21 protein-coding genes, 1 tRNA gene and 1 riboswitch are annotated in these 26,447 nt (G+C 49.4%); of the genes, 6 read left to right on the top strand and 16 right to left on the bottom strand.

The features are described from left to right. Nucleotides 1-39 precede the first annotated feature (39 nt). The 7 genes from QQM41_RS12145 to QQM41_RS12115 all read right to left on the bottom strand — a co-directional run bounded on the left by QQM41_RS12145 (nt 40) and on the right by QQM41_RS12115 (nt 11,668). On the bottom strand, nt 40-1,122 hold the full coding sequence (locus QQM41_RS12145; RefSeq protein ID WP_339077285.1) for an AI-2E family transporter: 1,083 nt from the start codon (nt 1,120-1,122) through the stop codon (nt 40-42). Continuing rightward, nucleotides 1,122-2,996, bottom strand: a complete 1,875-nt coding sequence (locus tag QQM41_RS12140; protein WP_339077284.1) for an AsmA-like C-terminal region-containing protein — start codon at nt 2,994-2,996, stop codon at nt 1,122-1,124. Before QQM41_RS12140 ends, QQM41_RS12145 begins: the two co-directional genes overlap by 1 nt. 99 nt (nt 2,997-3,095) lie before the next feature. Further along, on the bottom strand, nt 3,096-4,298 hold the full coding sequence (locus QQM41_RS12135) for an acetate/propionate family kinase (RefSeq protein ID WP_339077283.1): 1,203 nt from the start codon (nt 4,296-4,298) through the stop codon (nt 3,096-3,098). 29 nt (nt 4,299-4,327) lie between these two features. Next, on the bottom strand, nt 4,328-5,344 hold the full coding sequence (locus tag QQM41_RS12130) for a bifunctional enoyl-CoA hydratase/phosphate acetyltransferase (RefSeq protein ID WP_080986800.1): 1,017 nt from the start codon (nt 5,342-5,344) through the stop codon (nt 4,328-4,330). Between the two features lie 8 nt (nt 5,345-5,352). Further along, nucleotides 5,353-6,363, bottom strand: a complete 1,011-nt coding sequence (locus QQM41_RS12125; RefSeq protein ID WP_339077282.1) for a dihydroorotate dehydrogenase-like protein — start codon at nt 6,361-6,363, stop codon at nt 5,353-5,355. 18 nt (nt 6,364-6,381) lie between these two features. Further along, on the bottom strand, nt 6,382-9,969 hold the full coding sequence (gene nifJ, locus QQM41_RS12120) for a pyruvate:ferredoxin (flavodoxin) oxidoreductase (protein WP_339077280.1): 3,588 nt from the start codon (nt 9,967-9,969) through the stop codon (nt 6,382-6,384). A gap of 1 nt (nt 9,970) precedes the next feature. Beyond that, the gene (locus tag QQM41_RS12115) at nt 9,971-11,668 is read right to left on the bottom strand and encodes an NAD(P)-binding protein (protein ID WP_339077279.1); all 1,698 of its coding nucleotides are present in this window, start codon (nt 11,666-11,668) and stop codon (nt 9,971-9,973) included. 352 nt (nt 11,669-12,020) lie between these two features. Here QQM41_RS12115 and QQM41_RS12110 point away from each other — a divergent pair, with 352 nt between their 5' ends. Both QQM41_RS12110 and QQM41_RS12105 read left to right on the top strand, forming a co-directional pair. Continuing rightward, a complete protein-coding gene (locus QQM41_RS12110; RefSeq protein ID WP_339077278.1) occupies nt 12,021-12,446 on the top strand; it encodes an EF-hand domain-containing protein in 426 nt (141 codons plus the stop codon). A gap of 289 nt (nt 12,447-12,735) precedes the next feature. Continuing rightward, on the top strand, nt 12,736-13,320 hold the full coding sequence (locus QQM41_RS12105) for a TetR/AcrR family transcriptional regulator (protein WP_230844513.1): 585 nt from the start codon (nt 12,736-12,738) through the stop codon (nt 13,318-13,320). Nucleotides 13,321-13,329: 9 nt separating this feature from the next. Here the strand turns inward: QQM41_RS12105 and QQM41_RS12100 are convergent, their stop codons facing one another. After that, nucleotides 13,330-13,920: a manganese efflux pump MntP family protein gene (locus tag QQM41_RS12100; RefSeq protein ID WP_339077277.1), complete on the bottom strand. Its 591-nt coding sequence runs from the start codon at nt 13,918-13,920 to the stop codon at nt 13,330-13,332. 4 nt (nt 13,921-13,924) lie between these two features. Then, nucleotides 13,925-14,108, bottom strand: a riboswitch (yybP-ykoY riboswitch). Nucleotides 14,109-14,286: 178 nt separating this feature from the next. On the opposite strand from QQM41_RS12100, the gene QQM41_RS12095 reads away from it, so the two are divergent. Continuing rightward, complete coding sequence (locus QQM41_RS12095; protein ID WP_050819893.1) at nt 14,287-14,898, top strand: glutathione S-transferase family protein; 612 nt, start codon at nt 14,287-14,289, stop codon at nt 14,896-14,898. A gap of 39 nt (nt 14,899-14,937) precedes the next feature. Here QQM41_RS12095 and fdhD read toward each other — a convergent pair whose 3' ends face one another. Together fdhD and QQM41_RS12085 are read right to left on the bottom strand one after the other, a co-directional pair. Further along, a complete protein-coding gene (gene fdhD, locus QQM41_RS12090; RefSeq protein WP_339078119.1) occupies nt 14,938-15,762 on the bottom strand; it encodes a formate dehydrogenase accessory sulfurtransferase FdhD in 825 nt (274 codons plus the stop codon). Further along, nucleotides 15,762-16,391, bottom strand: a complete 630-nt coding sequence (locus QQM41_RS12085) for a molybdenum cofactor guanylyltransferase (protein ID WP_339077276.1) — start codon at nt 16,389-16,391, stop codon at nt 15,762-15,764. The genes fdhD and QQM41_RS12085 overlap by 1 nt, the downstream gene beginning before the upstream one ends. A 107-nt stretch (nt 16,392-16,498) precedes the next feature. Between QQM41_RS12085 and mobB the strand changes: the two genes are divergently transcribed. Then, entirely contained in the window at nt 16,499-17,023 is a 525-nt protein-coding gene (mobB, locus tag QQM41_RS12080; protein WP_339077275.1) for a molybdopterin-guanine dinucleotide biosynthesis protein B, read from the top strand. Nucleotide 17,024: 1 nt separating this feature from the next. Here the strand turns inward: mobB and QQM41_RS12075 are convergent, their stop codons facing one another. The 6 genes from QQM41_RS12075 to QQM41_RS12050 form a co-directional block, all read right to left on the bottom strand. Then, complete coding sequence (locus QQM41_RS12075) at nt 17,025-18,284, bottom strand: molybdopterin molybdotransferase MoeA (RefSeq protein ID WP_339077274.1); 1,260 nt, start codon at nt 18,282-18,284, stop codon at nt 17,025-17,027. A gap of 7 nt (nt 18,285-18,291) precedes the next feature. Beyond that, nucleotides 18,292-19,212: a formate dehydrogenase accessory protein FdhE gene (gene fdhE / locus QQM41_RS12070; protein WP_339077273.1), complete on the bottom strand. Its 921-nt coding sequence runs from the start codon at nt 19,210-19,212 to the stop codon at nt 18,292-18,294. Further along, a complete protein-coding gene (locus tag QQM41_RS12065; protein ID WP_339077272.1) occupies nt 19,212-19,865 on the bottom strand; it encodes a formate dehydrogenase subunit gamma in 654 nt (217 codons plus the stop codon). The genes fdhE and QQM41_RS12065 overlap by 1 nt, the downstream gene beginning before the upstream one ends. Next, the gene (gene fdxH, locus QQM41_RS12060; RefSeq protein ID WP_339077271.1) at nt 19,865-20,800 is read right to left on the bottom strand and encodes a formate dehydrogenase subunit beta; all 936 of its coding nucleotides are present in this window, start codon (nt 20,798-20,800) and stop codon (nt 19,865-19,867) included. Before fdxH ends, QQM41_RS12065 begins: the two co-directional genes overlap by 1 nt. A gap of 9 nt (nt 20,801-20,809) precedes the next feature. Next, nucleotides 20,810-23,863 (bottom strand): formate dehydrogenase-N subunit alpha, encoded by a 3,054-nt coding sequence (fdnG, locus tag QQM41_RS12055; RefSeq protein ID WP_339077270.1) that lies wholly within the window; start codon nt 23,861-23,863, stop codon nt 20,810-20,812. Nucleotides 23,864-24,244: 381 nt separating this feature from the next. Then, nucleotides 24,245-24,318, bottom strand: a tRNA-Gln gene (locus QQM41_RS12050). Between the two features lie 73 nt (nt 24,319-24,391). On the opposite strand from QQM41_RS12050, the gene QQM41_RS12045 reads away from it, so the two are divergent. After that, complete coding sequence (locus QQM41_RS12045; protein ID WP_339077269.1) at nt 24,392-25,636, top strand: Ppx/GppA phosphatase family protein; 1,245 nt, start codon at nt 24,392-24,394, stop codon at nt 25,634-25,636. Beyond that, entirely contained in the window at nt 25,633-26,424 is a 792-nt protein-coding gene (locus tag QQM41_RS12040) for an RlmE family RNA methyltransferase (protein ID WP_050819899.1), read from the top strand. The genes QQM41_RS12045 and QQM41_RS12040 overlap by 4 nt, the downstream gene beginning before the upstream one ends. The last annotated feature ends 23 nt before the right edge of the window (nt 26,425-26,447 follow it).

Raw genomic sequence — 26,447 nt, 5'->3', positions numbered from 1 at the left:
TTATATTGATGCACAGATATTGGGGGTATGATTTTACAATCAGGCCTCCTGATTACTTTCCATCCATTGCTTAATCAATGTATAGGTAATGGAAAGGATCATCGGTCCAACAAAAATACCAGCCAAACCCAAGGCAGCCAACCCGCCAATAACGCCCATCATGATAAGAACCAACGGAACATCTGCCTGTTTGCGGATCAAATAAGGCCGCAGCATATTGTCCAGAAAAATGGTCAAGAAAGTTATGGCAAGCAGAACAATTGCGGATACCATTCCCTTATCAAAGTAAACCCAGATAACGGCAGGAAAAAGTGTAACCCCCGGCCCTGCCTGCAATAGACATGCCATAAAGGTAACTGCTGTAAGAATACTGGCCCAAGGCACGCCTGTAAGATACATGCCGCCGCCGCCCACCAGACTTTCAACAATAGCGGTAAGAGTAACCCCCAGCGCCACCCCCCTGATGGTACGCACAGCCAGTTCCAGCATTTCCTGCCCGCGCTTGCCTGATAACGTTCCTACCAACCTTTCTGAGGTAGTAATGAGGTATTCAGCCTTTGCAAGAAATGCAGTAAGTATAATCAAAGTTAGCAAAAACTGTACTGCAAGCATTCCAATACTGCCAGCATAAGACATAAGGTAATGCATGATCTGGTCTGGCTGCGGCACTGCCTGCTGCACAATATCCATTGGCTTCATGTTCTGCAGATGCTGCCACCATTTACCCAAATACTCACCTACCATAGGCAGATGGAGCAGCTTTTCTGGCAAGTCAGGTAACTTTAAGGATTTGATGTAAGGAATAATCCGGCCAAATGCATCAGCGTGCTTGACCACCGTAGAAACGGCCATCCAAAATGGCAGCACAAACAAGGCCAGAGCAACCAAAAGTGTGCAGGAAATAGCCATTTTACGGCTACCGTGTAACCATGCCTGCAACCGCAACAGCAACGGCCACATGGTTACCGCAATAGTGCCAGCCCAAATAAGAGCGGGAATAAAAGGTTCTAAAATCCACACAGCACCCAACACAAGGGTGCAGGCAAACAGAGCCACCAGCACTGGGCGGGTTCCTGTAGCCAATTCTGGCTTTTGTGCGGGAACAGATGTCTCTGGTATCATTATTTTGCATTCGTCCCACGGCTACAGGCTGAACCAGCCGTAAAGCTTTTGAGTTCAGGGGGTAAAAGTGCCGCCATATCTGCTTCTTTCAAAAGTTCTCGTCCCCGGCCAGACCATTTGGCTAACCCTACATGTGGGCTGCTAAAAGAGCCGCTTACCATAACGGGAATTTCCATAGCCAGCATACCTTTGGCACCATTACTGGCAAAAACCAGCTCAAATGCTTTTTTATTCAAATCAAACTCGGCTTTCCCTACAATACTTCCTGAATCTGATTTTATACGCAATGGCTGCACAACGCCTTTGCCTTGGTGCATTTCCAACGCACCCAGCAGACATGATACTCCGACCTTGCCTTTACTTTGACGAAAGAGAGCCCCAACATCCGTTGTCGCAATATCCATCACTTCTTGAGAGATTGTGCCCGTATTCATGCCTACGGCAGCTGTTACATTGGCCAGACGTGAGGCTTCATTTAAAGTTTGAATATTATCTGCATGTGTAAGAACGCGGATATTCAACTTCCCACCAACAGGAAAAGGTGCAAACCCCGCCTGCTTACGAAACTGGTCTATATCTCCGTTATCTACATTCACCGTGGCCTGCACGCGCGTGCCATTCTGACCAGCCAACAGGTGGCCGGTTGCCTGAATACTGGCACCAAGCCAGTTTAACTTCATAGAACTGACATCAACACGCCCAGGCATTTGGCTGAGACTGATCTGAGCCTGTTTAAAAACAAGTGCATTATACAGCACTGTATCTGCCGCAAGTGTTACGTTGATAAGGGGATCAGGATGTAACGGCACCTGTAGCGGCACATCAATACCGCTAGAAGATGTTTTGGGTTTTTCGGAAGAGCTTCCCAAAAGAGCATTCAGGTTTAGGCGGGAAAAAGCCATGGAGCCAGAAACCTTATCTGGCTGCCCTGTGGCCCCTTCTGTAAATGTTACATCCGCATTGCTAATCGGGCTTTCCTTCAGCGAACCAGTTGTATGGTCCAGATGCCATACATCCCCTTTATGCATGAAGTGCCCAGATAGCTTCACGGGCTGCGTAATCTTACTATCAGCTTCCCCTGCAAAAGCCATGATCGGGCGCGATGTTGCTGTCTGCAAATCCAGCTTTGCATCAATACCATCAAAATCAAACAGATCGGTCATGGTGCCATTCAGGTGGAGCGATAAGTCACCTGATGCCGCATGGATGTCAGTTCCATAAGGTTTACCCGCTTGGCGTAAAACATCTATTGGCTGCATATTGGCCTGTAATGTTACGGGCGTACCATTATAGGCGCCGTTTACATCCATCACCAACGGTGTGCTGTCGCTTGTTGAATGCAAGGTAACCGCTTTAAGGCCCGTTACGTAGCTCTGCCCATGTGCAGAGCGATAAATAACCTCACTATCGATAATGGTTGCATCACGTAGCCCAGGAAACCATACTTTCCCGCTTGGTTCTTTGGGTTTGGATGGCGTTGAAGAAACCTTTTTACCGAACCTCCAGTTAGGTTCACGTTCAGGCGTACGCTCGAACAGGCCTGAAAACCCATCAATTTTCACATCTCGCGCCTGCATATCTCCACTCAGTAAAGAGCTAAGCAGAATTTGAGCGTGCAGATGCTTCAGGGTTATCATATCTGCGCGGCTGCCTTGGGGAATGTTGGCCAGATGCAGATTGTCCAGATCTACCGTAACCCATCGGCCAAAACACACATGCAAAGCCTCAATCTGAGTTTTGCGACCAAGTGACGCACTGAGTTTATCTGATGCAATATGCGCCAGATTATAGTGTGGTAGGCCAGCAACCAGCACGCCAGCGGCCACAGCGGAAACAGCCAGAACACTTCCGGCCAACCATACCCAACGGGGCATACAAATACCTTTCCCAATCCTTTATCAGGAAATAGAATGCAGAAATATTATCCAAACTTCTACGAAAATTATTTTCTCGACTCAGAAATATAGTTAATTTTATTTTCCTAAATCAAGAAAAGGAAGAACACTGCGATATATTTGCAGCTCTTCATTTGTAGGTATGACACGGATTTTTATTTTACTACTGGCTTTGCTGATAACCGGCGCATGGGCCGCATTAGCGGTTTCATCAATCTGCACGCCCATCCACGCCAATGCCTGACAGACATCTGCACGGAGATTCTGATCATGCTCACCAATACCTGCTGTAAACACGATGCCGTCCAACCCACCCATAACAGCGGTTAATGCACCAATTTCCTGCACAATCCTGTAAACAAACAGCCCGAGCGCCTCTGTAATATTCTTACGCTGTAAGGCATCCTGACTTTGCGCCAATGTCGCACGCAAAATACGCATATCGGACGATACACCCGAAACACCTAATAGCCCCGATTGATGATAGAGCGTGGTGACCAGCGTTTTCCAATCTGCTTTTTCAGACTGCACCATGTAAAGCAGAGCACCCGGATCTATTGCACCGCAGCGCGTACCCATCATTAACCCATCAAGGGCGGAAAACCCCATAGTTGTTTCCGTGCTCTTACCATGGCGCAATGCACACAGGCTGGCGCCGCTTCCCAAATGCGCAACAATAGTACGCCCTTGCGCTAATGCAGGATCAACCTCTGCCAAACGGCCTGCAATATAACTGTATGAAATACCATGAAACCCGTAACGGCGTATGCCATGCTCTGCATAACGGCGAGGAAGTGGCAACAAGCGCGCCATTTCCGGGATGGTTTGATGAAAGGTGGTATCAAAACACGCCACCTGCAAAATATCAGGCCGCTTTTCAAAAATAGCTTTTGCAGGCGCCAACGTAGCTGCCTGATGCAACGGATCAAACGGTGTGAGTTTATCCAGTTGCTTGAGCGTATCCAGCGTAATTTTAACCGGCTGCAGAAACTCTGCACCGCCATGCACAATCCGGTGCCCTACTGCCAGTACACGCCCTTGGCCGGAATATTGTTCAAACCAATGAAAAAGGTGGCTGAAAATATGCAGCCCCGTTTCTGGCCATTTTTCCTGCGCAAGAAGCTTTCCCCCCACATCTTTGGCCGTAAACTGAGAATGATCTGGGAACTCCTCAATTTCTCCATGCAGCAGAACCTGCGGATCTACTTTGCCCGAGAAAGCGTAAATCGTCAGCTTCAGGCTTGAAGATCCGCTATTAAAAACAACAACTACATCCTGCACGGATATTCTTCCTTGTTATAAGGCTATTTTCAGCCCTGCCCACCGGCAAGATGATGAGCATAAAGCGCCCCAATGGCTATAGATGCCAAACGCGCCTGCACACTGTTTGCCCGGCTAGTAAGCAATACGGGAACCGCTGCGCCCAGAACAATTCCTGCGGAATCTGCACCAGACATAAAAATCATATTCTTGGCCAGCATATTGCCGGATTCCAGATCTGGAGCCACCAGAATTTGCGCGCGCCCTGCTACGGGTGAGACAATGTTCTTTATTTTTGCAGCTTCAATATTTACAGCATTATCCATAGCCAAGGGGCCATCCAGAACACCCCCTTGTATTTGCCCACGCTCTGCCATCTTGCATAAACATGCGGCATCAACTGTGCCGGGTATTTTGGAATTAACTGTTTCTACTGCAGAAAGAATAGCAACACGCGGAGCACCCAGACCCAGCCCGTTGTGCAGATCTATCGCGTTTTGAACAATATCCCGTTTTACATCCAGATCTGGGAAAATATTGATAGCGGCATCTGTTACAAACAATAAATCCTCATACCCGGGCACAGCCAACAAGAACACGTGGCTAATACGCCTGTTAGTACGTAATCCGCTATCCGCCTCAACAATGGCATGCATAAAAATATCTGTATGCAGACTACCTTTCATCAACGCTTTTACGCGCCCCTGCCTTACCAAGGCCGTTGCTTTCTGGGCAGCCTCTGCCGGTGTTGCCGCATCAATAAAAACAGCTTTATCTAATGTAATACCACTTGCCTTCGCCACAGATGTGATTGTGTCCTTATCTCCTATCAAAACAGGCTCTATAATATTCTGCTGAGCGGCATCCATTGCGCCTTCAAGGGCATGCTGTTCACACGGCCAGACAATACCAACAGGCACCTGCCCCGGCAATTGAACAGCGCGTGAGACCAATTGCTCAAACGCCTGATGACTGGTGGGGGCTGAACTTACAGGCATTTCTGCAGTATCATGCGTATATTGCGAAATCTGTGTTTTGCTTGAAGGAATGTTATTCATCTTATTCATCTCTGCAATTACTGTTTAATATCAGTGATATGGGCAGATAAAATATGCCTGTATTGTGTGCGCAAAAACTCTTCTGCCTGGGTTGCTGTGCCTCTGGCTGCCATTCGCCCCTTGAATGCCTTTACAGAACCCAAATTCTGCTCAGACATCCATTCCCGCAGTTCTTGCAGAAGAATGGAGATATAGTTCGGCCCCTTCTGCAGCAGAACCGATGTTACCATAGCGACATCAGCACCAGCTAAGAGACATTTGGCAACATCCATACCGGAATGGACCCCGCCGGAAATTGCCAGATCAGCCTGACAACGTTCTGAAAGCAGAGCTGCCCACATAAGCGGTAACCGTAATTCATATGCAGAACTTGGAACAAAATCCACTTCTGCACTCTCTGTTAATGACCGTAATCCGGGCTCGTAAAAACTATTGAACAGAACAATACCGCCTGCTCCATTTTCTGATAGACGTTTCACCATATTCCCCGGGGAGCTGAAAAAGGGAGAAAGCTTAACGCTTACCGGCACTTTAACCTGTGCCTTTACATCACGCAGCACCTGCATACAGCGCTCTTCCACCTGCGTGCCCGTTTCATCGGGGTTGGTTGGCACATGCCAGAAGTTCAATTCTATGGCCGCCGCTCCTGCCTGCTCCATATCCTTGGCAAAGCGCAACCATCCCGCAGGCGTGCAGCCATTCAGGCTGGCGATAATAGGCACACCAGCTCTTTCTGCTGCACTTCGCAGCACAGCCAGCCTTCCATCCAACGGAGAAGCATGATGCATCGCGGGGAAATACCCTGTTGCTTCTGGCTGGGAATTTTCTCCCGTTTCCCACAATGCAGCTTCTGCCAGTTCCTGCGCCTGAATATCCTCTTCAAACACCGAGGCCATAACAATGGCGGAAGCCCCGGCATCTGCCAAACGCAAAATCCCTTCCAAATCTGCAGTAAGAGGCGATGCCGAAGCCACAACAGGGTGAGGCAATTCCAGCCCAAGATAGTTTGTACGAATATCCATTGCCATAATACTCCCGTAATCGCCTCAGTTCACATCTTCCCAGTGGGGGAGGAAGCGGCTGCCATCACGGGCGGCCATATCTTCGTAAATCCGGTAGCGCTCGTTGGCGGCTGCCTGCGCTTGATGCAACAAATGCGCGGCACTTTCTGGATGCGTACGGGTAAGGGTTTTATAACGCAGTTCACGATACGCATAATCTTCCAACGGAATACGCGGGCGGGTGGAATCAAGCCGGAATGGGTTAAGGCCTCTTTTGCGCATGGTAGGATCAAACCGGAACAATGGCCAATACCCCGATGCCACAGCACGTGCCTGCTGCTTCATACCCGTACGCATATCTATGCCATGCGCAATACACTGCGAATACGCCAGAATAAGAGATGGTCCCTCATACGCTTCGGCTTCTCGCATTGCGATAATAGCCTGCTCCGGGTTGGCCCCCAGCGCAATCTGGGCCACATACACATTGCCGTAGGCAATGGTCTGCAAGGCCAGATCCTTACGCGGCACACGTTTGCCACCTGCCGCAAATTTGGCTGCTGCCCCCAATGGAGTGGCTTTGGAGGATTGCCCACCCGTGTTGGAATACACCTCTGTATCCAGCACAATCACGTTTACATTACGCCCTTGCGCCAACACATGGTCCAGGCCGCCGTAATCAATATCGTATGCCCAGCCATCGCCCCCAACAATCCAGATGGAACGCCGGATCAGAAAATCCGCCACAGAAAGCAACATGGCAGCATCAGGTGTATGAACAGCCTCCAGCTTGCTTCGCAGCGCACTTACACGCGCACGTTGGAGCGCAAATTCGCTTTCTGTAATCTGTGGCGCGTTCAGGATAGCCGTTGCCAGATCCTGCCCCACAATATCAGCCTGTTTTTGCAGCAATTGCCGTGCCAGAGATTCCTGTTTATCTGCCGCCAGACGGAAACCAAGGCCGAATTCTGCATTGTCTTCAAACAATGAGTTCGACCACGCAACGCCACGCCCCTGCGCATTGGCTTTCCATGCATGTGCAGGTGTATTGCCCGCATAAATGGCCGAACAGCCTGTGGCGTTGGCAATTTGCAACCTATCTCCAAAAAGTTGGGAGATCAGCTTTAGGTATGGTGTCTCACCACATCCAGCACAGGCGCCGCTAAATTCAAACAGCGGTTCCAAAAACTGCACACCACGCACGTTGGCTTCGTTAATCGCAGCCCGATCCACTTCTGGCAAATGTTCAAAAAACGCGATATTCCCGCGTTCCTGTTCCAGAATAGGCAGCTTTTCTCCCATATTGATGGCGCGCGTTTCTCCATCCGGGTTAATTGCCGGGCAGTTTTCAACACACACACCACAACCCGTGCAGTCTTCTACATAAAACTGGAGCGTAAAGCGGGAATCTGGATACCCTCTTGCATTGACTGGCGCTGATTTAAAGCTTTCTGGAGCGCCTGCCAGATCTTTGTCTTCGTATGTCTTGGCTCGGATCACGCTGTGTGGGCATACAATACTACACTGCCCGCACTGAATGCACGTATCCGGGTTCCAGATTGGCACTTCTACGGCAATATTTCGTTTTTCGTACTGGGTTGTGCCTCCGGGGAAAGTACCGTCTGCCGGAATACGACTTACAGGAATACTCTCGCCCCTGCCCGCCATAATTTCTGCCGTAACCTGCTGCACAAACACTGGAGCAGATGCAGGCACAACCGGTGGCATAGGCAAAGTGCCATCAGCCTTGGCTGGCACAGCAACTTCATGCAGGGCTGCTACAGCGGCATCCACTGCACGGAAATTGAGCAGCACAACACTATCACCTTTTGCACCATAGGTTTTCTGAATGGACTTTTTGATTTCAGAAATAGCTTCATCCGGTGGCAAAACATTGGAGAGATGGAAGAAGCATGTTTGCAAAATGGTATTAACACGTGGCCCCAAGCCGAGCTTTAGCGCAACGTCTGACGCATCAATAACAAAAAACCGCAGCTTTTTACCAACAATCTGATCCTGCACCTTGCGTGGTAGCTGTTCCCAAACCTTGTCTGCCGCATAGGGGCTGTTCAGCAGAAACGTGGCTCCGTTATTGGCGGCACCCAGAATATCGCGCCGGAACAGAAAATCGAACTTATGACAAGCAACAAAATCTGCATGTCGGATAAGGTAAGGTGCCTGAATAGGAGATTTTCCAAACCGAAGGTGAGATGCCGTTTCCCCTCCAGATTTGTGGGAGTCATAATCAAAATAAGCCTGCGCATACCATCCCGGTTTTTCACTCAGGATTTTCACACTGTTTTTATTGGCTCCCACCGTGCCATCAGCACCCAAACCATAAAACAGACAGCGCACAGTGCCTTCTGGTTCTATATCGAAGGTTTCATCATACTCCAGATTTGTATGGGAAACATCGTCAATAATACCCACTGTAAAGTGGTTCTTGGGCGTTGGTTTTTTGAGTTCATCAAAAACGGCCCGTGCCATGGCCGGGTTGAAATCACGCGAAGAAAGCCCATACCTCCCACCAATAACGCGCGGCATATGTGAGAACTGACCATTCCCCACCCCTTCTGCCAACACGCTTACAACATCTGCATGCAGTGGTTCCATGGGGGCACCGGGTTCTTTGGTGCGATCTAGCACTGCAATAGATTTTACACTTGGGGGTAAGGCTTTTAGAAAATGTTCTGCAGAAAACGGGCGGAACAAACGCACTTGCAATGCGCCTACTTTTTCCCCCTGTGCGTTCAGCCATTTTGCAGTTTCCCGCACCACTTCGGAGCCGGAGCCCATGGAAATAACAACGCGCTCCGCATCTGGCGCACCAGTATAATGGAACAGGCTATATTGACGCCCCGTAAGAGACGCAAACTTGTCCATGGCATCCTGCACAATGGCAGGTACGCGCTCATAAAATGGATTAACGGCTTCTCTGGTCTGGAAATAGGTATCCGGGTTTTGCCAGGTACCACGTATGAATGGATGTTCCGGGTTAAGCGCACGTTGCCGATGCGCATGCACCAGCCGATCATCTATCATTTGGCGAATGACATCATCCAACACCACAACAAGGCTGTTGTATTCGTGTGATGTACGAAAACCATCTGCAAAATGGATAAAGGGAATACGCGCAGCCAGAGTGGCTGCCTGTGCAACCAGCGCCAGATCATGGGATTCCTGCACAGAACCCGCCCCCAACATGGCAAAGCCTGTTGTGCGAGTGGCCATAATATCCTGGTGATCACCAAAAATGGAGGAAGCACCAGCCGCCAGCGCGCGCGCAGCTACATAGAAAACTGTTGATGTCAGCTCACCTGCAATTTTGAACATATTTGGCAGCATGAGCATAAGGCCCTGAGAGGCCGTAAACGTTGTGGTAAGTGCCCCAGTCTGCAAAGCACCATGCACACACCCGGCTGCCCCGCCTTCTGCCTGCATTTCCTGCACAACGGGCACTTCACCCCAGATATTCTGCACACCTTGATCAGACCACGTATCTGCCAGTTCCGCCATGGGGGATGAGGGCGTGATAGGGTAAATCGCACAGACTTCGTTCACACGGTAAGCAATATGCGCAACAGATGTATTGCCATCCATTGTCTGGAGTTGTTCGGTCATGACATTCTCCATTTTATGCACGCACCTTAAAGCGTGTTGGCATAACGGGCTCACCCAAACTTCCCTTAGGTGGCGTAGCCTCTACAGGTTCCGGGTCCATCTCAATGGCATGGCAGGGGCACTGTTCTGCGCAAACAGCGCAGCCTGTGCACATATCCATGGCAACGGCATATCCCTTCCCCGCTCCTAGCCGTGTAATGGCTTGCTCTGGGCAGGATGCATAGCAATTGTCACATTCAAAACAGTTACCGCAGGAAAGGCATCTACCAGCTTCATAACGGGCTGTTTTTTCATCCAAACCGGCGAATATTTCATCAAACCCGGCACGCTCTGTTAAGGGGCGCTCTGGCTGCCTGCTTCGGTCTGCCTGTGCGTAATCTGGCAGATGCAGCATATCAAATGAAACAAGAGGATGCGCTGCGGGATGCACATAACGCTGCTCGGCCAAATAAGCATTGATAGCACGCGCAGCAAGTTTGCCGTGGCCTGTTGCGGTTGTCATGGTGCGAGCACCACCTATGCAGTCTCCTCCTGCAAAAACACCTTCCTGCCCGGTCATGAGGGTTGAGGTATCTACCGCAACGGTATCATCTTTATTTATGCTGATAGCAGGCGCTGTTTTGAGCAATGTCAGATCACTATGCTGCCCAACAGCCATAACCATTGCCTCTGCAGGCAAATGCGCGGTCTGCCCTGTAGGGGTTACGCTGCCATCTGGATTCATGGTCACTTTTTCAACCGTTACGCCGTCTGCACCAAAATGGTCAGCAACGCTCAGCCATTCAATTTTAACCCCTTCTGCAAAAGCAGCTTCAGCCTCGCTTGGTAGGGCTTCCATGTGCTGGGGGTCATAACGGAAAATCAAAACCGTATCTTTGGCGCCCAAGCGTTCTGCTGTGCGGGCGGCATCCATTGCTACGTTGCCACCACCAACAATGGCAACGGTGCGGCCTAACTGGGGCTTTTCACCTTTACTCACTTCATCCAGCAAACTGACAGCATCCACCAGCTTCTTGCCGTCCGTTGCCGGGATATTAAGATGGTTAGCCAACTGGGCACCGACAGCCACAAATACGGCATCAAACCCACCTTGCTGACGCGCCTGCGCAACGTCATCAACCCGCATACCACAACGCAATGTAACGCCCGGCATGGATGTTATTCTGGCAATTTCATCTTTAAGAGGCTGGCGCGGTAGCCTGTAGGCGGGGATGCCATGCATCATCATTCCGCCCGGCTCTGCTGCAGCCTCATATATCTCAACCTGATGCCCTAACCTGGCAAGGTGATAGGCGCAGGAAAGCCCTGCTGGTCCACTACCTATAACCAGTACTTTTTTGCCTGTAGGTGCCGCAGACTGAAAATGCCAGCCATTCTGCACTGCCAAGTCACCCAAAAAACGCTCTACAGCATGAATGGAAACTGCATCATCCAAGCTGCCTCGGTTACATGCACTTTCGCATGGGTGATAGCAGGCCCTGCCATGCACGGCGGGCATCGGGTTATTTTCGGTAAGTGCGTACCATGCTTTTTCGTAATCTCCGGCCTGCGCATGCGCCAGCCACCCCTGAATATCTTCCCCCGCAGGGCAGGCATGATTACAAGGCGGCAGAAAGTGTTTGTAAACCGGCCTTTGCCATCGAGAACTCCCAACACCTTTCCGTGTTGTCTCCTGCATGACCTGTGTCATGTCGTGCAGCTTTATAGTCATGTAAGTTCTCTCCCGACCTCGTGGCCATTAGGGTGACCGTGCGCAAGCAACGCGCATTTACGGAACAGATTTCTGAAACATGTGCATGCACCGCAATGCGCTTTGTGCAGGAAGACAAAAATCGAATAATACGTCAACTTTAAATTGATGAAATTACCGTCTTATTGGTATTATTTCTTTGCAAATAAGTTTCATTAAAAACAATTTTTGACGATAATTCCTATTCATAAAGAAAATAAGAACCAAAATAGTGCTGTATTCGAAAAAATACTAACTTGACATATTATTCATTTTTTAAGATTTGTCGCACAAGTCCCTTTCATTCTGCTAAAATAAGGAGCTTAGGCGCAACATGCAGGCAAATGTTTTTGTGAAAAGAAACCTTTCCTTTATAGCTATAAAACATCCTGATTTTCATAGATTTTTTGATCTATGCCGCTGGCATAATCTTCCTCAAAAAATTATTGCAATATCTGTCATTATTTTTAATTTCTGCCCCGGAAAACTTTGTGCAGAAACCATCTCCAGCGCTTATTCTGAACAAGATCGGCAAAAAGATTTTAACGATGCCGATACCAACCATGATGGCCGCCTCTCCTTTGATGAATTTGATACAGAAGTAAGAAAAATTCTGGCTTCCAGAAATGATTTTTCATCACGAGGCTTTGCCATGCTTCCAACATCAGCCCAAGACGCTGTTCTCAATGATGAATTTCGTAAAATGGATCATGGTCAAAAAGGTTATTTAAATGTTAATGATTGGAAAGAACCGCAATAATGCATGAATCTTACGTATTCTTTTGATTTTCAGGCATAATTTATTTTAGTTTTTTATTTTTGTTTACTTAAATATTTCATTTTATTCTATGATGTATTGAAAAAATATCTCTTTTTTAAATCTTATTTTATTGCCGCTTTCAGATAGGAGAATTTTACTGTAAACAAAGGGCGAGAAGGACACTGGAGTTTGTAAAAAATTGACGGACCACCCGCAAAAGCCCGTTACCAAGGCTAAACCAACAACAACCAGACCCAAAAAGTCCTATCGCGCTTCTCAAAAACGCGAAATGACGCGCGCATTCAAGCAAGACGCCTTTGAAAGCGCTGCATGGAAAGTTTTTTCTAGTATCGGCTTGGATGCAGCAACGGTAAGAGACATTGTTGCCCTTAGCAATGTCTCACCGGGAAGTTTCTATAATTATTATAAAACCAAAGAAACCATCTTTGATATTATCCTCGTAAAAGTTGCACAGCGTGTAAGAGATGCTGCGCGCCTGGCACGTAGCGAGGAAAATAATCTGGATACAATGCTTCAGAAAAGTCAGTATGCGGCTTTTCGCGAGCTTCTAAGTATTCATGGTGCACCACATTTTTTAGAGCTCAACCAGCATCATATCAGAGCCAAGCTCTTTAATATGAGTGAAACACGGGAAATGCTGGATGACCTGAAGCAAAATCTGCTCAGGGTGGTCCCCATGAAAAACACATCTCCTGAACGCATGGATTTTATTGCAGCCGCTGTTTTAACAACAGCTTTAGAAGGGTTGCTGTATATCGCACGCAACCCTTTAGTCGATATTGATCAAACATCCCGGCTGACGGCTGGCATGACTGCCGCAGGTATCCGCGCTGCCGCTGCGGCATGTGGTTAACTTTTTACCTTACCCCGCGGCAGAGGTAAGGTGCGTGTATAGGATCGAACAGCCAATAAGCATCAGAGCTATTCCGCCACAGATTTCTGCATAACGGCCAATCCATACACTGGCGTGCCGGCCCAGCATAACTCCTGCCGTTGCCATAACCGTGGTAACGGCACCAATCACCAAGCAAGCTGATAAAATATTCACCTGCATAACACCCAAGCTAACCCCTACCGCGGTTGCATCTATGCTGGTTGCCAAAGCTGTTCCAATCAGCCCCAACACACCACGGCTTGCAGTTTTGGGCTGTTCAGCTTGCGCCTCTTCTTCTGGTTCATCTTTCATGGCCAGGCGGATCATGTTGCCACCTATGCCGCACAGCAGCGCAAAGGCTATCCAATGGTCCACTGCGGCAATCCATGTGCTTAGGGCCAGCCCAAGCACCCAGCCCACAACAGGGGTAATGGCCTCAAAAAAACCAAACACAGCACCAATACGCAGGGCATCGTTCCAACGTGCATGTTTGGCACTGGCACCCTTACCAACTGCGGCTGCAAAAGCATCCACAGAAAGGGAAAGCCCCAGAACACCGAGTGTGAAAATACCAGTCATGAGCAAGTCCAAGGGCCGCAAAACGCAAAACAGCATGCATCGCCCCCCGGCCACAGCGGAAGCGATAATGCCGTTGGTCTTGCTGGGCGTTTTTAAAAAAACGCTGTCTCCGCCATGGTCGACTGACCAAGTGTGTTGACGAAGACCCCTCTTGTAATAGAGGGTGGCTACTCCCCAATGAACGGAGCCTCTGTATCAATATCGCAGATGTTCCGCAAAAGCCTGAAAAACCAAAATCTTTCATGCGGCATATGAGGCATTCATAATAATTCAAAATAAGAAGATGAACGCTGGACAGAAATAGCCGTTAATATGCTGAAGTCGAATTATGTGTGACAGAAACCCAATAAAAAGGACAAAAACACTATGATAAAATTATATTACACTCCGGGCGCATGCTCTTTAGCCTCTCATATTATTCTCAACGAAACACGCCTTCCCTTTGGTCTGGAAAAAGTGGACTTGAAAACCAAGACATTGGAAGACGGTAAAGATTATCTCAAGATCAACCCACGCGGTGCTGTGCCTGCCATCGAAATTTCACCCGGTGTGGTGCTTACACAGAACGTAGCTATTTTACCCTACATTGGGAATCTTTCTGATATTGCGGCCTTTCGGCCGGCAGAAGGTTCATTAGATCGCTCACGCATGCTGGAAGCACTGGGTTTTTGTGAAGACGTACACAGTGCTTTTGGCATGCTCTTCACCCCAGATCTATCTGACACCACACATGCGCTTTGCCTAAAAACAGTCATCCGGCGGTTGGAGCAGCTTGAGCAATTGCTGGAAAGCAATGGCACAGACTATTTGCTTCCTGCTGGTTTTAGTCAGCCAGATGCTCTTATGGCCGTAATTTTAAGCTGGGCGACACCTTTGGAAATTGATTTGACAGCTTACCCCAAAGCACGTGCACTCAGAGACAAAGTGTTCAATCGCCCCGCCACACAGGCTGCGCTTAAAGCAGAAGGCTTGGCGTAAGCAATAACTCCTCCCGTCCTAACAGATACTCTCTCAATTCTATGGGGCGGGAGAAACCACATACATGCCGGTTGACCGTGCTGGAGAAATGAGAACCAACCCTGCGGCACGTGCCGTGCGCACCGCAAGTGCTGTAGGCGCAGACAGCGACACCACGGCAGACATACCTGCAGCAATGGCTTTTGCTGCCATCTCATAAGAACAGCGACTTGTTAAAAAACAGAATCCCTGCGTGAAATCCACTTGATTCCTTAGCCCGTAACCTATCAGTTTATCCAACGCATTATGGCGGCCAACATCTTCTCGCACATGCACAATATGGCCATTAGGCAGACACCATGCTGCCGCGTGCAGCATACCTATGCCTTTATTTAAAACCTGATGGCTCCGTAAATTTTCCAGCGCTTTATGGATTGCACCTGCATCAGGCTCCTGCCCGCTTACACCGCATACGTTGCGGTTTGTTATACTCTCCATATCAGCGCCACAAATTCCGCACCCTGTCCGCCCAGCTATCGGACGACGCGTACGCGCCAACACCTTGCGCAAGGCTTCGGCATTTACCCGCACATCAGCACGCAAACCATCAGGCTGTGCCGTTACTTTTATGTGTCGTAAATCCACAAAGGAAGAAATAACATTTTCTGTAAAAGAAAATCCTGCAACAAAATCATCTACATCATGCGGCGTTATCATCATAACCGCGTAATCAATACCATTATATACCAGAGCTAGCGGCACTTCCTCTGCGGCCATAAGCGTAATGCACTCTCGCGCACTAATCGCAATGTCATCGCCTTGCTGCCAGCTTATCCGTTCTGCTTCATACGACAAAGCTACAGGAAAGGAGATATCTTCCACCATCATCCATTGCCTTTTGCAGCATCAGCATTACACACAGAAGCGCAATATTTTTGCGCAAGCATGAGATCTTGCGGCGTGTTGATATTCATAAAAAGATCCATTCCCTCTACTAAAGGAAAATCTACAGCACGCGCCCCCAAGGTATTTGCTAATGTGCGCACACGTGTTTGATGCTTTTTGTTCTCCTGTGTCAGAAAAGATAACTGCGCCGCCAATACAGGCCTAGCGGAAACAGGCCATGCTGCCACCAATGGATGAGACTGCCCCCCACAACGTGCATACGAAGGTGCAGGCATAAGTGCATCCACAAGCCCGGCTGGAGTAAACGGCGTATCTACCGGTATTGTTATGAGCATATTGTACTCATTTTTTTCTGCCCATTCCAAGCCGCTTAACACGCCTGCCAGTGGCCCTACATTGTATAGGCTATCTGGCAAAACAGGACATTCCCATGCACCAAACCGTGCGGGATCACCATTAGCGCTAATGGCTACAGCACTACACTCCTGCTGCAATCGTGCAAAAACACAATCTAAGGCAAGACCCTTTCCCGTATCCAAAAAGGCCTTATCCTGCCCATGCATCCGGCTAGCCTGTCCGCCAGCCAACACCAGTCCTGCTATTTTCATGCCTGTTCCACCATTTTTAAAAATATCTTTCTTGTTAATTCTAGTTTTTACGTTTTGCACATTCTAAAATCTAAGGATCTTTTAGATCTCTCATTGGTTTTGCAAGCATGATGTCTCAACGTACGCAGCTTATTTTTGGCATTATCGGCCGTAGTGGGTCTGGCAAAACGCATTTGATATCACGATTACTTCCTGCATTTTGTCATCTTGGTTTGCGTGTCTCAACCATCAAGCACACGCATCATGGTGTAGACATGGACAAACCAGGTAAAGATACGTTTGTGCACAGACAAAATGGTGCAACAGAAGTTATGCTCGCCACCCCTGAACGATGGGTGCTTCAGCATGAATGCAATAGCCTACCCACCATATCTGACCTACTTCAGAGCATGCAGGCTGTTGATCTGGTGTTGGTAGAAGGCTTTCATGTAACCGTACCTATCTGCCTGGAAGTATGGAGACCCACTATAGGGAAAGACCCTTTGTACCCACAAACACCGGGCATTGTTGCTATCGCATCAGACAGGCCCAACATACCAGATGTTCCGGACAGTCTCACTCTTCTGGATCTGAATGATACAATGGCTATTGCAGCATATATCCGTAAACACGCTTATGCGTTGAAAGTATAAATTAAACTGTAAAAGGCATGACCTCGCAGACATCTCCATCCTGCAAGGATTGACCAGCCGAAACTTTGAGAAGACCGCTAGCCCGTGTGAGGCAAAGAATATCAGAGGCTCCAACAGACCGCACAAGGTTTATAAGGTTTTCTCCCCTATTTTCCGTAAAATGTACTGGCAAAAAGCAGGTTGTATCTGTTGCCGCAACATAAGAAAAACTGCTTTTTCCTTCTATAGGCTTACTTGCATTTTTTCCCTGCTTTACGCCAGTCAGACCATGCAAAAATGGCACAACGAACAGTTGCGCACATATAGCTGCAGCCCCTGGGTTTCCCGGCAAACAGAACACCATTTTCTGGCCTAGTTGCATAACTGTCATGGGCTTACCGGGGCGCATTTTAACGCGTCGAAAAAGACACGTGGCACCCATTTGGCTGAGGACAGGCAGAACATGATCGGTTTGCCCAACAGAAATACCACCTGTAGTGATAAGAATATCAGCGTCCTGCGCACACTGATGAAGCAGCTTGTGTAAATCCTCTTTACTGTCTGACCTACACACACCACACGTAACCAACACACCTTCACTTTGCAGCATTGCTGCCAATAGCTGCGTATTCAGTTCCGTGCGGCAATCCGTTGCTGTTGCACCAAACTCTGCTCCATTAGCCACAACACAAATTTTCGGACGTTTATAGACAGCTACTTGTTCCTTACCTTGGTGCGCCAATAGGGGTAGATGCCGCCAATCCAGCCTTTGGCCACGCCCAAGCAACATGTCACCTTTACAAAACTCTTCCCCACTTCGCCGAATGTTCAAACCATTTCTGGCATTCTGCTCCAGTAAATGCACATGTCCGTTCGTTATGGATGTGCGCTCCTGAGCCACAACACAATCTGCCCCAGCAGGAATGCGCGCACCTGTTAGAATGCTATATGCAACACCTTGTTCCAAAGGTGGTGGAGTGTCCCCTGCTACGATTTGCCCAGAAAGAGGCAAACCTATATCACCCGCCTTTTCCATATCTGCACAGCGGAATGCATACCCATCCATTGCTGAGATATCAGCTTCGGGGCGTGGCACCTCTGCCCTTATATCCTCGGCAAGAACACGACCGCATGCCTGTGAGATAGATACAAATTCTGGTGCAAGTAACGGTATATTTTGCGTGCAGGCTACAAGAAGCGCCTGTGCTTCATCATACGCCACCATCTCTGGCGCCGTACATTTTTGTTCTAAAACAGCTGAGGCTAATAAAGAACCAACCATACAGCCATTACCCCGGAAATGAGAACGGATTTAAACCTGCGCGTGCAAAGCCCTGCTGCTCTACGGCTGTATCCAAAGCAAAGCTACCCAGATCATCCGCAAGTGCATCTAGTTCTGGATCATAATCCAACCGCAAAACCTTCAGATATGTTTTGCAATCTCCGCAACTTTCTATCTGAACAGGAGCTTTCAAATCATCAAATGCCCAGTGTTCAAGATGAGCAGATGCACCACATTCCACACAGATACTACGCACCCTGTGCCAACGTGTCTCACACAAACTGCATTGAAGGTAACGCAGCCCCTCACGGTCTCCCCCCAATACAAGGCTAGCTACCGGCTGAGCACCACAACAGGGGCATACTCTGGCTTCTCCAACAAGTTGTTCCTGCTGAATATGTTTCTGATCTTGTTCTACAGCCTGCGCCCAACAAACAGACAAAGCAGCCCAGAGTATAACGGCCAACCCGGCATTAACCTGTGCATACTCTCCACACAACAAGCTGGCAGCCTGCTTTGTTAAATCTGGAATATCCTGCCCACACTTTTCCAACATTGTGCGCGTTGTTTCTGGCACAACACAGCCCACCTGCTGCACCAAAAATAAAAACGCCTGTTGCCATGATGGTATTTCCAGCAACAGCTTTTCAAGCTGATCTTGATCACACCCTTGTTTGGGCACCGCACGAATAGCAGAAACATCTGCTGCACCAAGTGGCATATGTTTTAAAATCTGCTGCGCTTCCACAAGATAAGAGAGGAACTTAAAATATCCCCCCTCCGCTTCACCCAGTTGCTCTGCCAACAAGCGGAGCCGTTTTTCCCTGCGTGTATATACAGCTTCCAGCACCGGAAAAATCAGTGGTTCAATAGCCTGCACGCCGGGTGTGCGTTTATCCAGCGGAACAATATCGGTTTCAGAACGCATTAGTGTGGCCGTTTTGCAGAAGATGTTTCAGCAGGTAATACTTCCTCTTCATACCACCGATCATGATGCTGCCGCGCCCATGCACGAGATACGTAGCCTGTAACCATGCCCCCAATAGAACCCCGCACCCATATGCCCATATAGATATGCCCAAGCACCAGCAGAATAAGCCCAAGCCCGGCAACAGAATGCGCCAGCAAAGCCAGCCGCACCACAGGTATGGGAAAATACATGGCAAAATAAGCACGCCAGATCATTAACCCACTTACAAGCAGCAGGCTGATAAGTGACATAATGCCCCAGAACAGTATTTTCTGCCCGGCATTGTATTTGCCAATCTGCAGTTTCTCGCCATGCTTGTTCATCAGCACATCAACAATATGGCGAAACCACGTAATATCCGTACGCACAAACAGGTTATGGTGCACAAAGCACACGCACATGCACATCAGCAATACAAAAACTGTAATACCGAGAAACGGATGCAGCAGCCGTGCCATCTGTGGTGGCCCGAGCACATAACCAAGCCAGTTCAGGCTAGGGAAAAACCACGAGATTCCAGAAAGCGCGACCAGAAAAAAACAGGCAACCATTGTCCAATGGCAAAGCCGGTCCATAAACTTTGTGCGCAGAACAAGATTTTTAGTATCCATTACGCATCCCTCCCGTTTTGGTCCGGTTTTTCGCCAGCCTCTACCAGTTCCTTTTCAGGAACCTCCGGTGCCGTTTCATCTGTAGTATTGGGGCCAACAGCCATGTAATGCGCAAAAGCCCCAGCCAATGTGGCAATAAAGCCCAGCGCACCCACCGGTTTTAGCCATTCCTTCCAACCACGCACAACCGGGCTGATATGAGGTTCGGCTGGTAGCCTGTGGTAAAGGGTTGGGTTATCGGCATGCGTCAGCACATACATAACGTGTGTGCCGCCTACACCCGGTGGATCATATAATCCTGCGCCTTCATGCCCACGGTTTTTCAGGTCTTCCACACGGGTTTGCGCCAGATCCTTCATTTCCGCTTTGGAACCAAAGGATATAGCGCCGGTTGGGCAGGTTTTTACGCAAGCGGGTTCCTGCCCTACGGCAACCCTATCTGCACACAAGGTGCATTTATACGCCTTGTTATCTTTTGGGTTGATACGAGGAATATCAAACGGGCAGCCCGCAATGCAGTACCCACAGCCAATGCACTGTTCAGACTGAAAATCCACAATGCCATTGGCAAACTGCAAAATAGCACCGGGGCTTGGACACGCCTTCAGGCAGCCCGGGTCCTCGCAGTGCATACAGCCTTCTTTGCGCAGCAACCATTCCAGCTTACCGCCTTCATCCTCCACCTCATCAAAGCGGATGACGGTCCATGTTTCTGCTGTCAGGTCTGCCGGGTTATCATACACCCCTACGTTGTGACCAACCTCATCTCGTAGATCATTCCATTCCGAACAGGCAACCTGACACCCCTTGCACCCCGTGCAGAGGGAAACGTCTATCAGCTTGGCAACTTCCTGCTCATGCCGCCGTGCCTGAGGTGATGGTGTAAGCCCATTGGTGGCGGAACGGCGAATGATGTCCTGTGACTGCATGCTCATCAGCGCACCTCAGACTTTTTCAACATTAACAAGAAAGGCCTTGAATTCTGGTGTTTGAGAATTTGCATCGCCCATGGCTGGTGTCAGCGTATTGGCCAAAAAGCCCTTACGCGTGGCGCCCTTAAAGCCCCAGTGGCAGGGCACCCCAACCTGATCGACCTCCTGCCCCATCACATTCAGGCGTTTGAGCCGCTTGGTAACTACGGCCTTGGCCTCAATATACCCTCGGCGGGAAGATACCCGCACCGTATCACCGGCGGAAACACCAAGCTTGCTAGCCAGACGTTCGCCAATTTCAACAAACTGCTCTGGCTGCATAATGGCATTGAGGTGTGAATGTTTTGTCCAGTGCCGGAATAGCTCTGTAATAGAGTACGTTGTGGCCACATACGGAAACTCGGAAGGATTGCCCATACGCGGTATTTCATCGGCAAACTGCCTAGCCACCGGGTTGTGCCTTACTTTGCTGCCCAACGCAGGGGCCAATACCGGGCTTTCTGTGGGTTCGTAATGTTCGGGGAAAGGCCCATCCACCAACGATGCCCCAGCAAACAGACGGCCGACACCTTCACTCTGCATAATAAACGGCCCAACACCGCTACCCGGTGGAGATGTAAGTGGGTAATCAGGCACATCCGCCCCACCCCAACGCTGGCCATTCCATTCAATAATCTTGCGGCGTGGATCCCACGGACGCCCTTGAGGGTCCAACGATGCACGATTGTAAAGCAAGCGCCGGTTTGCAGGCCAAGCCCACGCCCAACCCGGCGTATTGCCAAGACCTGTATCCGTATTATCGCGCCGAGCCATCTGGTTACCGGCTTCTGTCCATGAACCCGCAAACACCCAGCAATAACTGGCTGTTGTGCCATCATCCTTCAGCACGGAAAAATCAGGCAGCAACTCCCCTTTTCTGGCAACCACCTTGCCTGTGGCATCCTGAATATCCGCCAAGGCATAACCGTTGGCTTCCTTCGCCACTTCCTCCGGCGTGGGGTCTTCCGGATCCTGATAATTCCACTGCATGTTCAGAACAGGTTCCGGGCATACACCGCCTTCCTTCGCATACAGGGCCCGTAACTTGGTAAAGATGGTGCCCAGAATGCGCCCGTCATTCCAAGCCTCTCCCGGTGGCTGCGTGCCGGCATAATGCCATTGTAGCCAACGTGCAGAATTGACGACTGAACCGTTTTCTTCTGCAAAACAGGAAGAAGGCAGACGGAAAACTTCTGTCTGGATATCTTCGGGCCTTACATCATTGTAAATGCCCTCATCCTGCCAGAAATTGGACGTTTCTGTATCCAGCGGATCTATGGTGACGAGGAAACGCAGCTTGGCCAAGCCATCACGCATACGGTTTTTATCCGGCATGGCCGCAAGCGGGTTAAAGCCCTGCGCAATGTAACCGTTTACCTTGCCTTGCTGCATACGCTCAAAATAGGCCAGCATATCGTAACTGCGGTCCCACTTTGGCAGCCAATCATACCCCCAGTTATTGGAAGCTGTAGCGTTATCTCCCCATAGGGTTTTCATCAGGCTTACAAAAAACTTGGGCGCATTATGCCAGTAATTTACTTCCTTTGGCTCATCTGCCTTTGGAGTGACTGCCTGCAGATAGGCATTCAATGTTTGCTGGCTGTCTTTAGGCAGATTCATGTACCCGGGCAGGCGCGTTGAAAGTAACCCGAGGTCTGTATACCCCTGAATATTGGAATGTCCGCGCAGAGCATTCAGGCCACCACCGGGCATTCCCACGTTACCCAACAACATTTGCACCATAGATGCTGCACGAATGATCTGAGATCCGTTGGTATGGTGCGTCCATCCTAGAGCAAACAGGAATGTCGATGTGCGATCTGGCACGCTAGTGGAGGCCAAAGTTTCACACACATGCAGGAAATCTTTTTCCGGCGTGCCTGTAATCTGAGAAACAAGTTCAGGTGTGTAGCGGCTGGTATAGTCGCGCAAAAGATTCAGCACGCAACGAGGATTCTGGAATGTAAGGTCCTGCTTTGCAAAACCCTGTTCATCACGCTCATAATCCCACGAGGTTGTAGCGTAGCTGCGCGTAGCGGCATCGTACCCCGAGAACAAACCTTCATGAAACTGAAAGTCTTCGCGCACGATTAACGCGGCGTTTGTGTAAGCTTTTACATATTCATGCTGAATTTTATCATGCGTCAGCAGATAGTTAATAACGCCCAGCATAAAAGCAGCATCTGAACCCGCACGGATTGGCGCATAAAAATCTGCAACGGCGGCGCTTCGGTTAAACCGCGGATCAACCACCATAACCTGGGCACCATTGCGGGTTTTGGCTTCCATCACCCATTTGAAACCAACAGGATGTGCTTCTGCTGGGTTGCCCCCCATAATCAGAACAACATTGGCGTTTTTAATATCCACCCAGTTGTTGGTCATTGCACCGCGGCCGAAGCTGGCACCTAACGCAGAAACCGTGGGGGCATGACAAAGCCGTGCCTGGCAATCCAGCCCCAGAATACCCAACGCCCGCGCAAATTTGAAATCCAGCAGCCCAGTTTCATTACTGGCAGCAGAAGATGCCAGCATGCCTGTGCTCAGCCAGCGATTAACCAGTTCACCTTTTTCATTGCGCTGGATAAAGTTTTTATCCCGATCATCCTTCAAAAGGCGGGCAATGCGATCTGTTGCTTCTGTCCAGCTTATGCGCTTCCATTCCCGACTGCCGGGCGCGCGATATGAAGGATATTGCAGGCGCGTTTCACTGTGAATAAAATCCACCAACCCTGCGCCTTTTGGGCACAAAGACCCCCGGCTGACAGGATGGTCTGGATCACCTTCAATATGGAAAATGCTGGGCTTGGCGTTTTTAGCACCATCTCCCAATGAATACATAAGCAAACCACATCCAACCGAACAGTAAGTACAGTTGTTACGGGTTTCTTTGGCACGCAGCAGTTTGTACTGACGGGTTTCCTGCGCCAGAGCTTTAACTGGCGGCACAAAACCAAGCGCTACAGCACTGGCACCTGCCACACATGCACCAGTGTTCCGTAAAAACTCTCTGCGCCCCAAGGCCATGTAAACCATCCTGAATGTTTTATTAAAAAACAGAATGAAGGTTATCTACATTTTTCCTGATGGAGCGTCTTTGATACGGATCACATTATTTTATGTTTTAACTGTATTTATAAATATACAGACATTCCACAACTTGAGTGAAAATTTTATTTTTAAATGAATACTTAAAATACACCCCAAAATTAAGCATAACACGCAATAAATAACACACACCTGAACGCAATATCATTCTCAGAAATATGCAGAATTATTTTAATTTTTTAAGTGATATTTACATCTATTCCAAAACATTACCGTAAAAAGCAGATAATTCCGGAACAACATAAAACATTGGCAGAGCAAGCCAATACTTACATAGGTATAAATTTTATAGGAAAGAATTGGCTGGGGGACCTGGATTCGAACCAGGGCTGACCGGGTCAGATCCGGTAGTTCTACCGCTAAACTATCCCCCAGCAAACTGGGCCTTACAGAAGCTCTTACAGAGCGTTTCCGTTCGGTGAGGCTCATCTAGCATTCTACTTTGGGGTGCGCAACCCCCTTTTCCAAAAGAATTTTCATTTTGTCACATATTTGTCTTGCTCCCTGCGCGTGAGAGCCCAAAATAAGAGACAATATGGTTTAACCTCTTGTTTAAGGACCGGACAGATGGATCGTCCCCCTTCCTGGACCGGCCGGTCTGGTAGATTTGTGTCGTCCTCTCCGCCCCTTGGTGGAGAGGAAGATCTTTTTGCCGCGCTTGATCTGGGAACAAATAACTGCCGCTTAATGGTTGCAACCCAAACAGCGGGTGGGTTTAGGGTTGTAGATAGTTATAGTCGTATGGTGCGGCTTGGAGAAGGCCTGCATCATAGCGGGAAACTGCATGAAGCAGCCATGGATCGTACCCTGGAGGCGCTACAAACATGCGCAGAACGTTTAAGCAGATGGCCCGTGCGGGAAATTCGCGCCGTGGCAACAGAAGCTTGCCGTCGCGCAGAAAATGGGCAGGCCTTTCTGCAGCACGTTCATCAGCAGACGGGATTTGATATCAAAATCATTTCCGGGCGAGAAGAAGCCTGCCTTGCTGTCGAAAGCTGTGCAAATCTTTTGCACAACCCACGTTTTGGCCCCCCGCGCAATCGCGCTTTATTGTTTGATATTGGCGGCGGCTCAACTGAAATTGCATGGGTACGCACAGATTCAACACGTCAGACAGAAGAGCTGATTGGCTATCTCAGCTTACCGGTCGGTGTCATCACACTTTCCGAGCAGTTTGGTCATGCATACAGCACGGATGACCGGGCTTACAGAAAAATGGTTGAACATACGCGCCATCATCTACGTGAGTTTGAAAACGTCTATCGGATCAGGCCGGAAATCAGACGCAAACAAACACGCCTGATCGGCACCAGCGGTACAGTCACAACACTGGCAAGCCTTATCTTAAATCTGCCGCGCTATGCGCGTGCCGCCGTAGATGGCTCCTTACTTCCTGCATCCAGTGCCAGATTGGCAGTGCGCACTTTGCAAAAAATGGGAGCAGATGGCATAGCCCGACACCCTTGTATCGGCCCCGATCGCGCACCTTTTGTGTTACCCGGCTGCGCCATTTTTGAGGCCATTCATGATATCTGGCCTGTAGAAGATATTATTGTTGCAGACAGAGGGCTGCGCGATGGCATGGTTTTGCGTATGATCCGAGGCAAATCGGGCATGGCTTCTCGTCGCAATCGTGCGTCTTTGTCCATCCCCCCTCACCTTCGCCACTCTATGCAGGCAACAGGCTTATGACTGAAAACAAAAACCGTTCCACCGGCAACTCCACGTTGCGCGTACCTGGCCGTGCCCGCAAAAGCAGCGCAACACCCGGCAGCCGCTTGGTACAAAACGATTCCGATGCCCCGCAAAAAATGCGGGCACAGTCGGTCTCATTGCGCACGGCACGAGGGCGTACAACCGCACAGCAACGCTGGCTCTCTCGGCAATTGAATGATCCTTACGTGCAGGCCGCACACAAACAAGGCTGGCGTTCACGCGCGGCGTTCAAGCTGATTGAACTTGATGATCGTTTCCACCTCATCCGGCCCGGTATGCGTGTTGTAGACCTTGGCGCTGCCCCTGGTGGATGGACACAGGTTCTAGTCAAACGCGGCGCTTCACAAGTGGTCGGGGTAGATCTTCTGCCCGTAGAACCTGTAGCTGGTGCAGAAATTATTGAAGGCGATTTTACGGACCCAGAAATGGACGCACGCCTTATTTCCATGTTGGGCGGCAAAGCTGATCTGGTTGTGTCTGACATGGCCCCCAACACAACGGGCCATGCCCCCACAGACCACGTGCGGATTATTGGACTAGCAGAAGAAGCCTTGCATTTTGCCTTTGATATTTTGGCAGAAGGTGGCGGATTTGTTGCCAAGGTGTTTCAGGGCGGTTCCGAAAAAGCCATGCTCAACATCATGAAACAGGCATTTACGCAGGTTCGGCACGCCAAACCGCCTGCAAGCCGTAAAGATTCCAGTGAGCTTTACGTTGTGGCAACCGGCTTTCGCCCAGACCGCATCAATACGCAGACCGCATAGTTTATACGGTCTGCGGCTTCACT

Origin of the sequence: Acetobacter sp. AC2005, assembly GCF_037901235.1 — a bacterium.
Taxonomy (GTDB): domain Bacteria; phylum Pseudomonadota; class Alphaproteobacteria; order Acetobacterales; family Acetobacteraceae; genus Acetobacter; species Acetobacter oryzoeni.
Note: the sequence above shows the minus strand (reverse complement) of the source record. Positions and strands in the feature narration are given on the sequence as shown.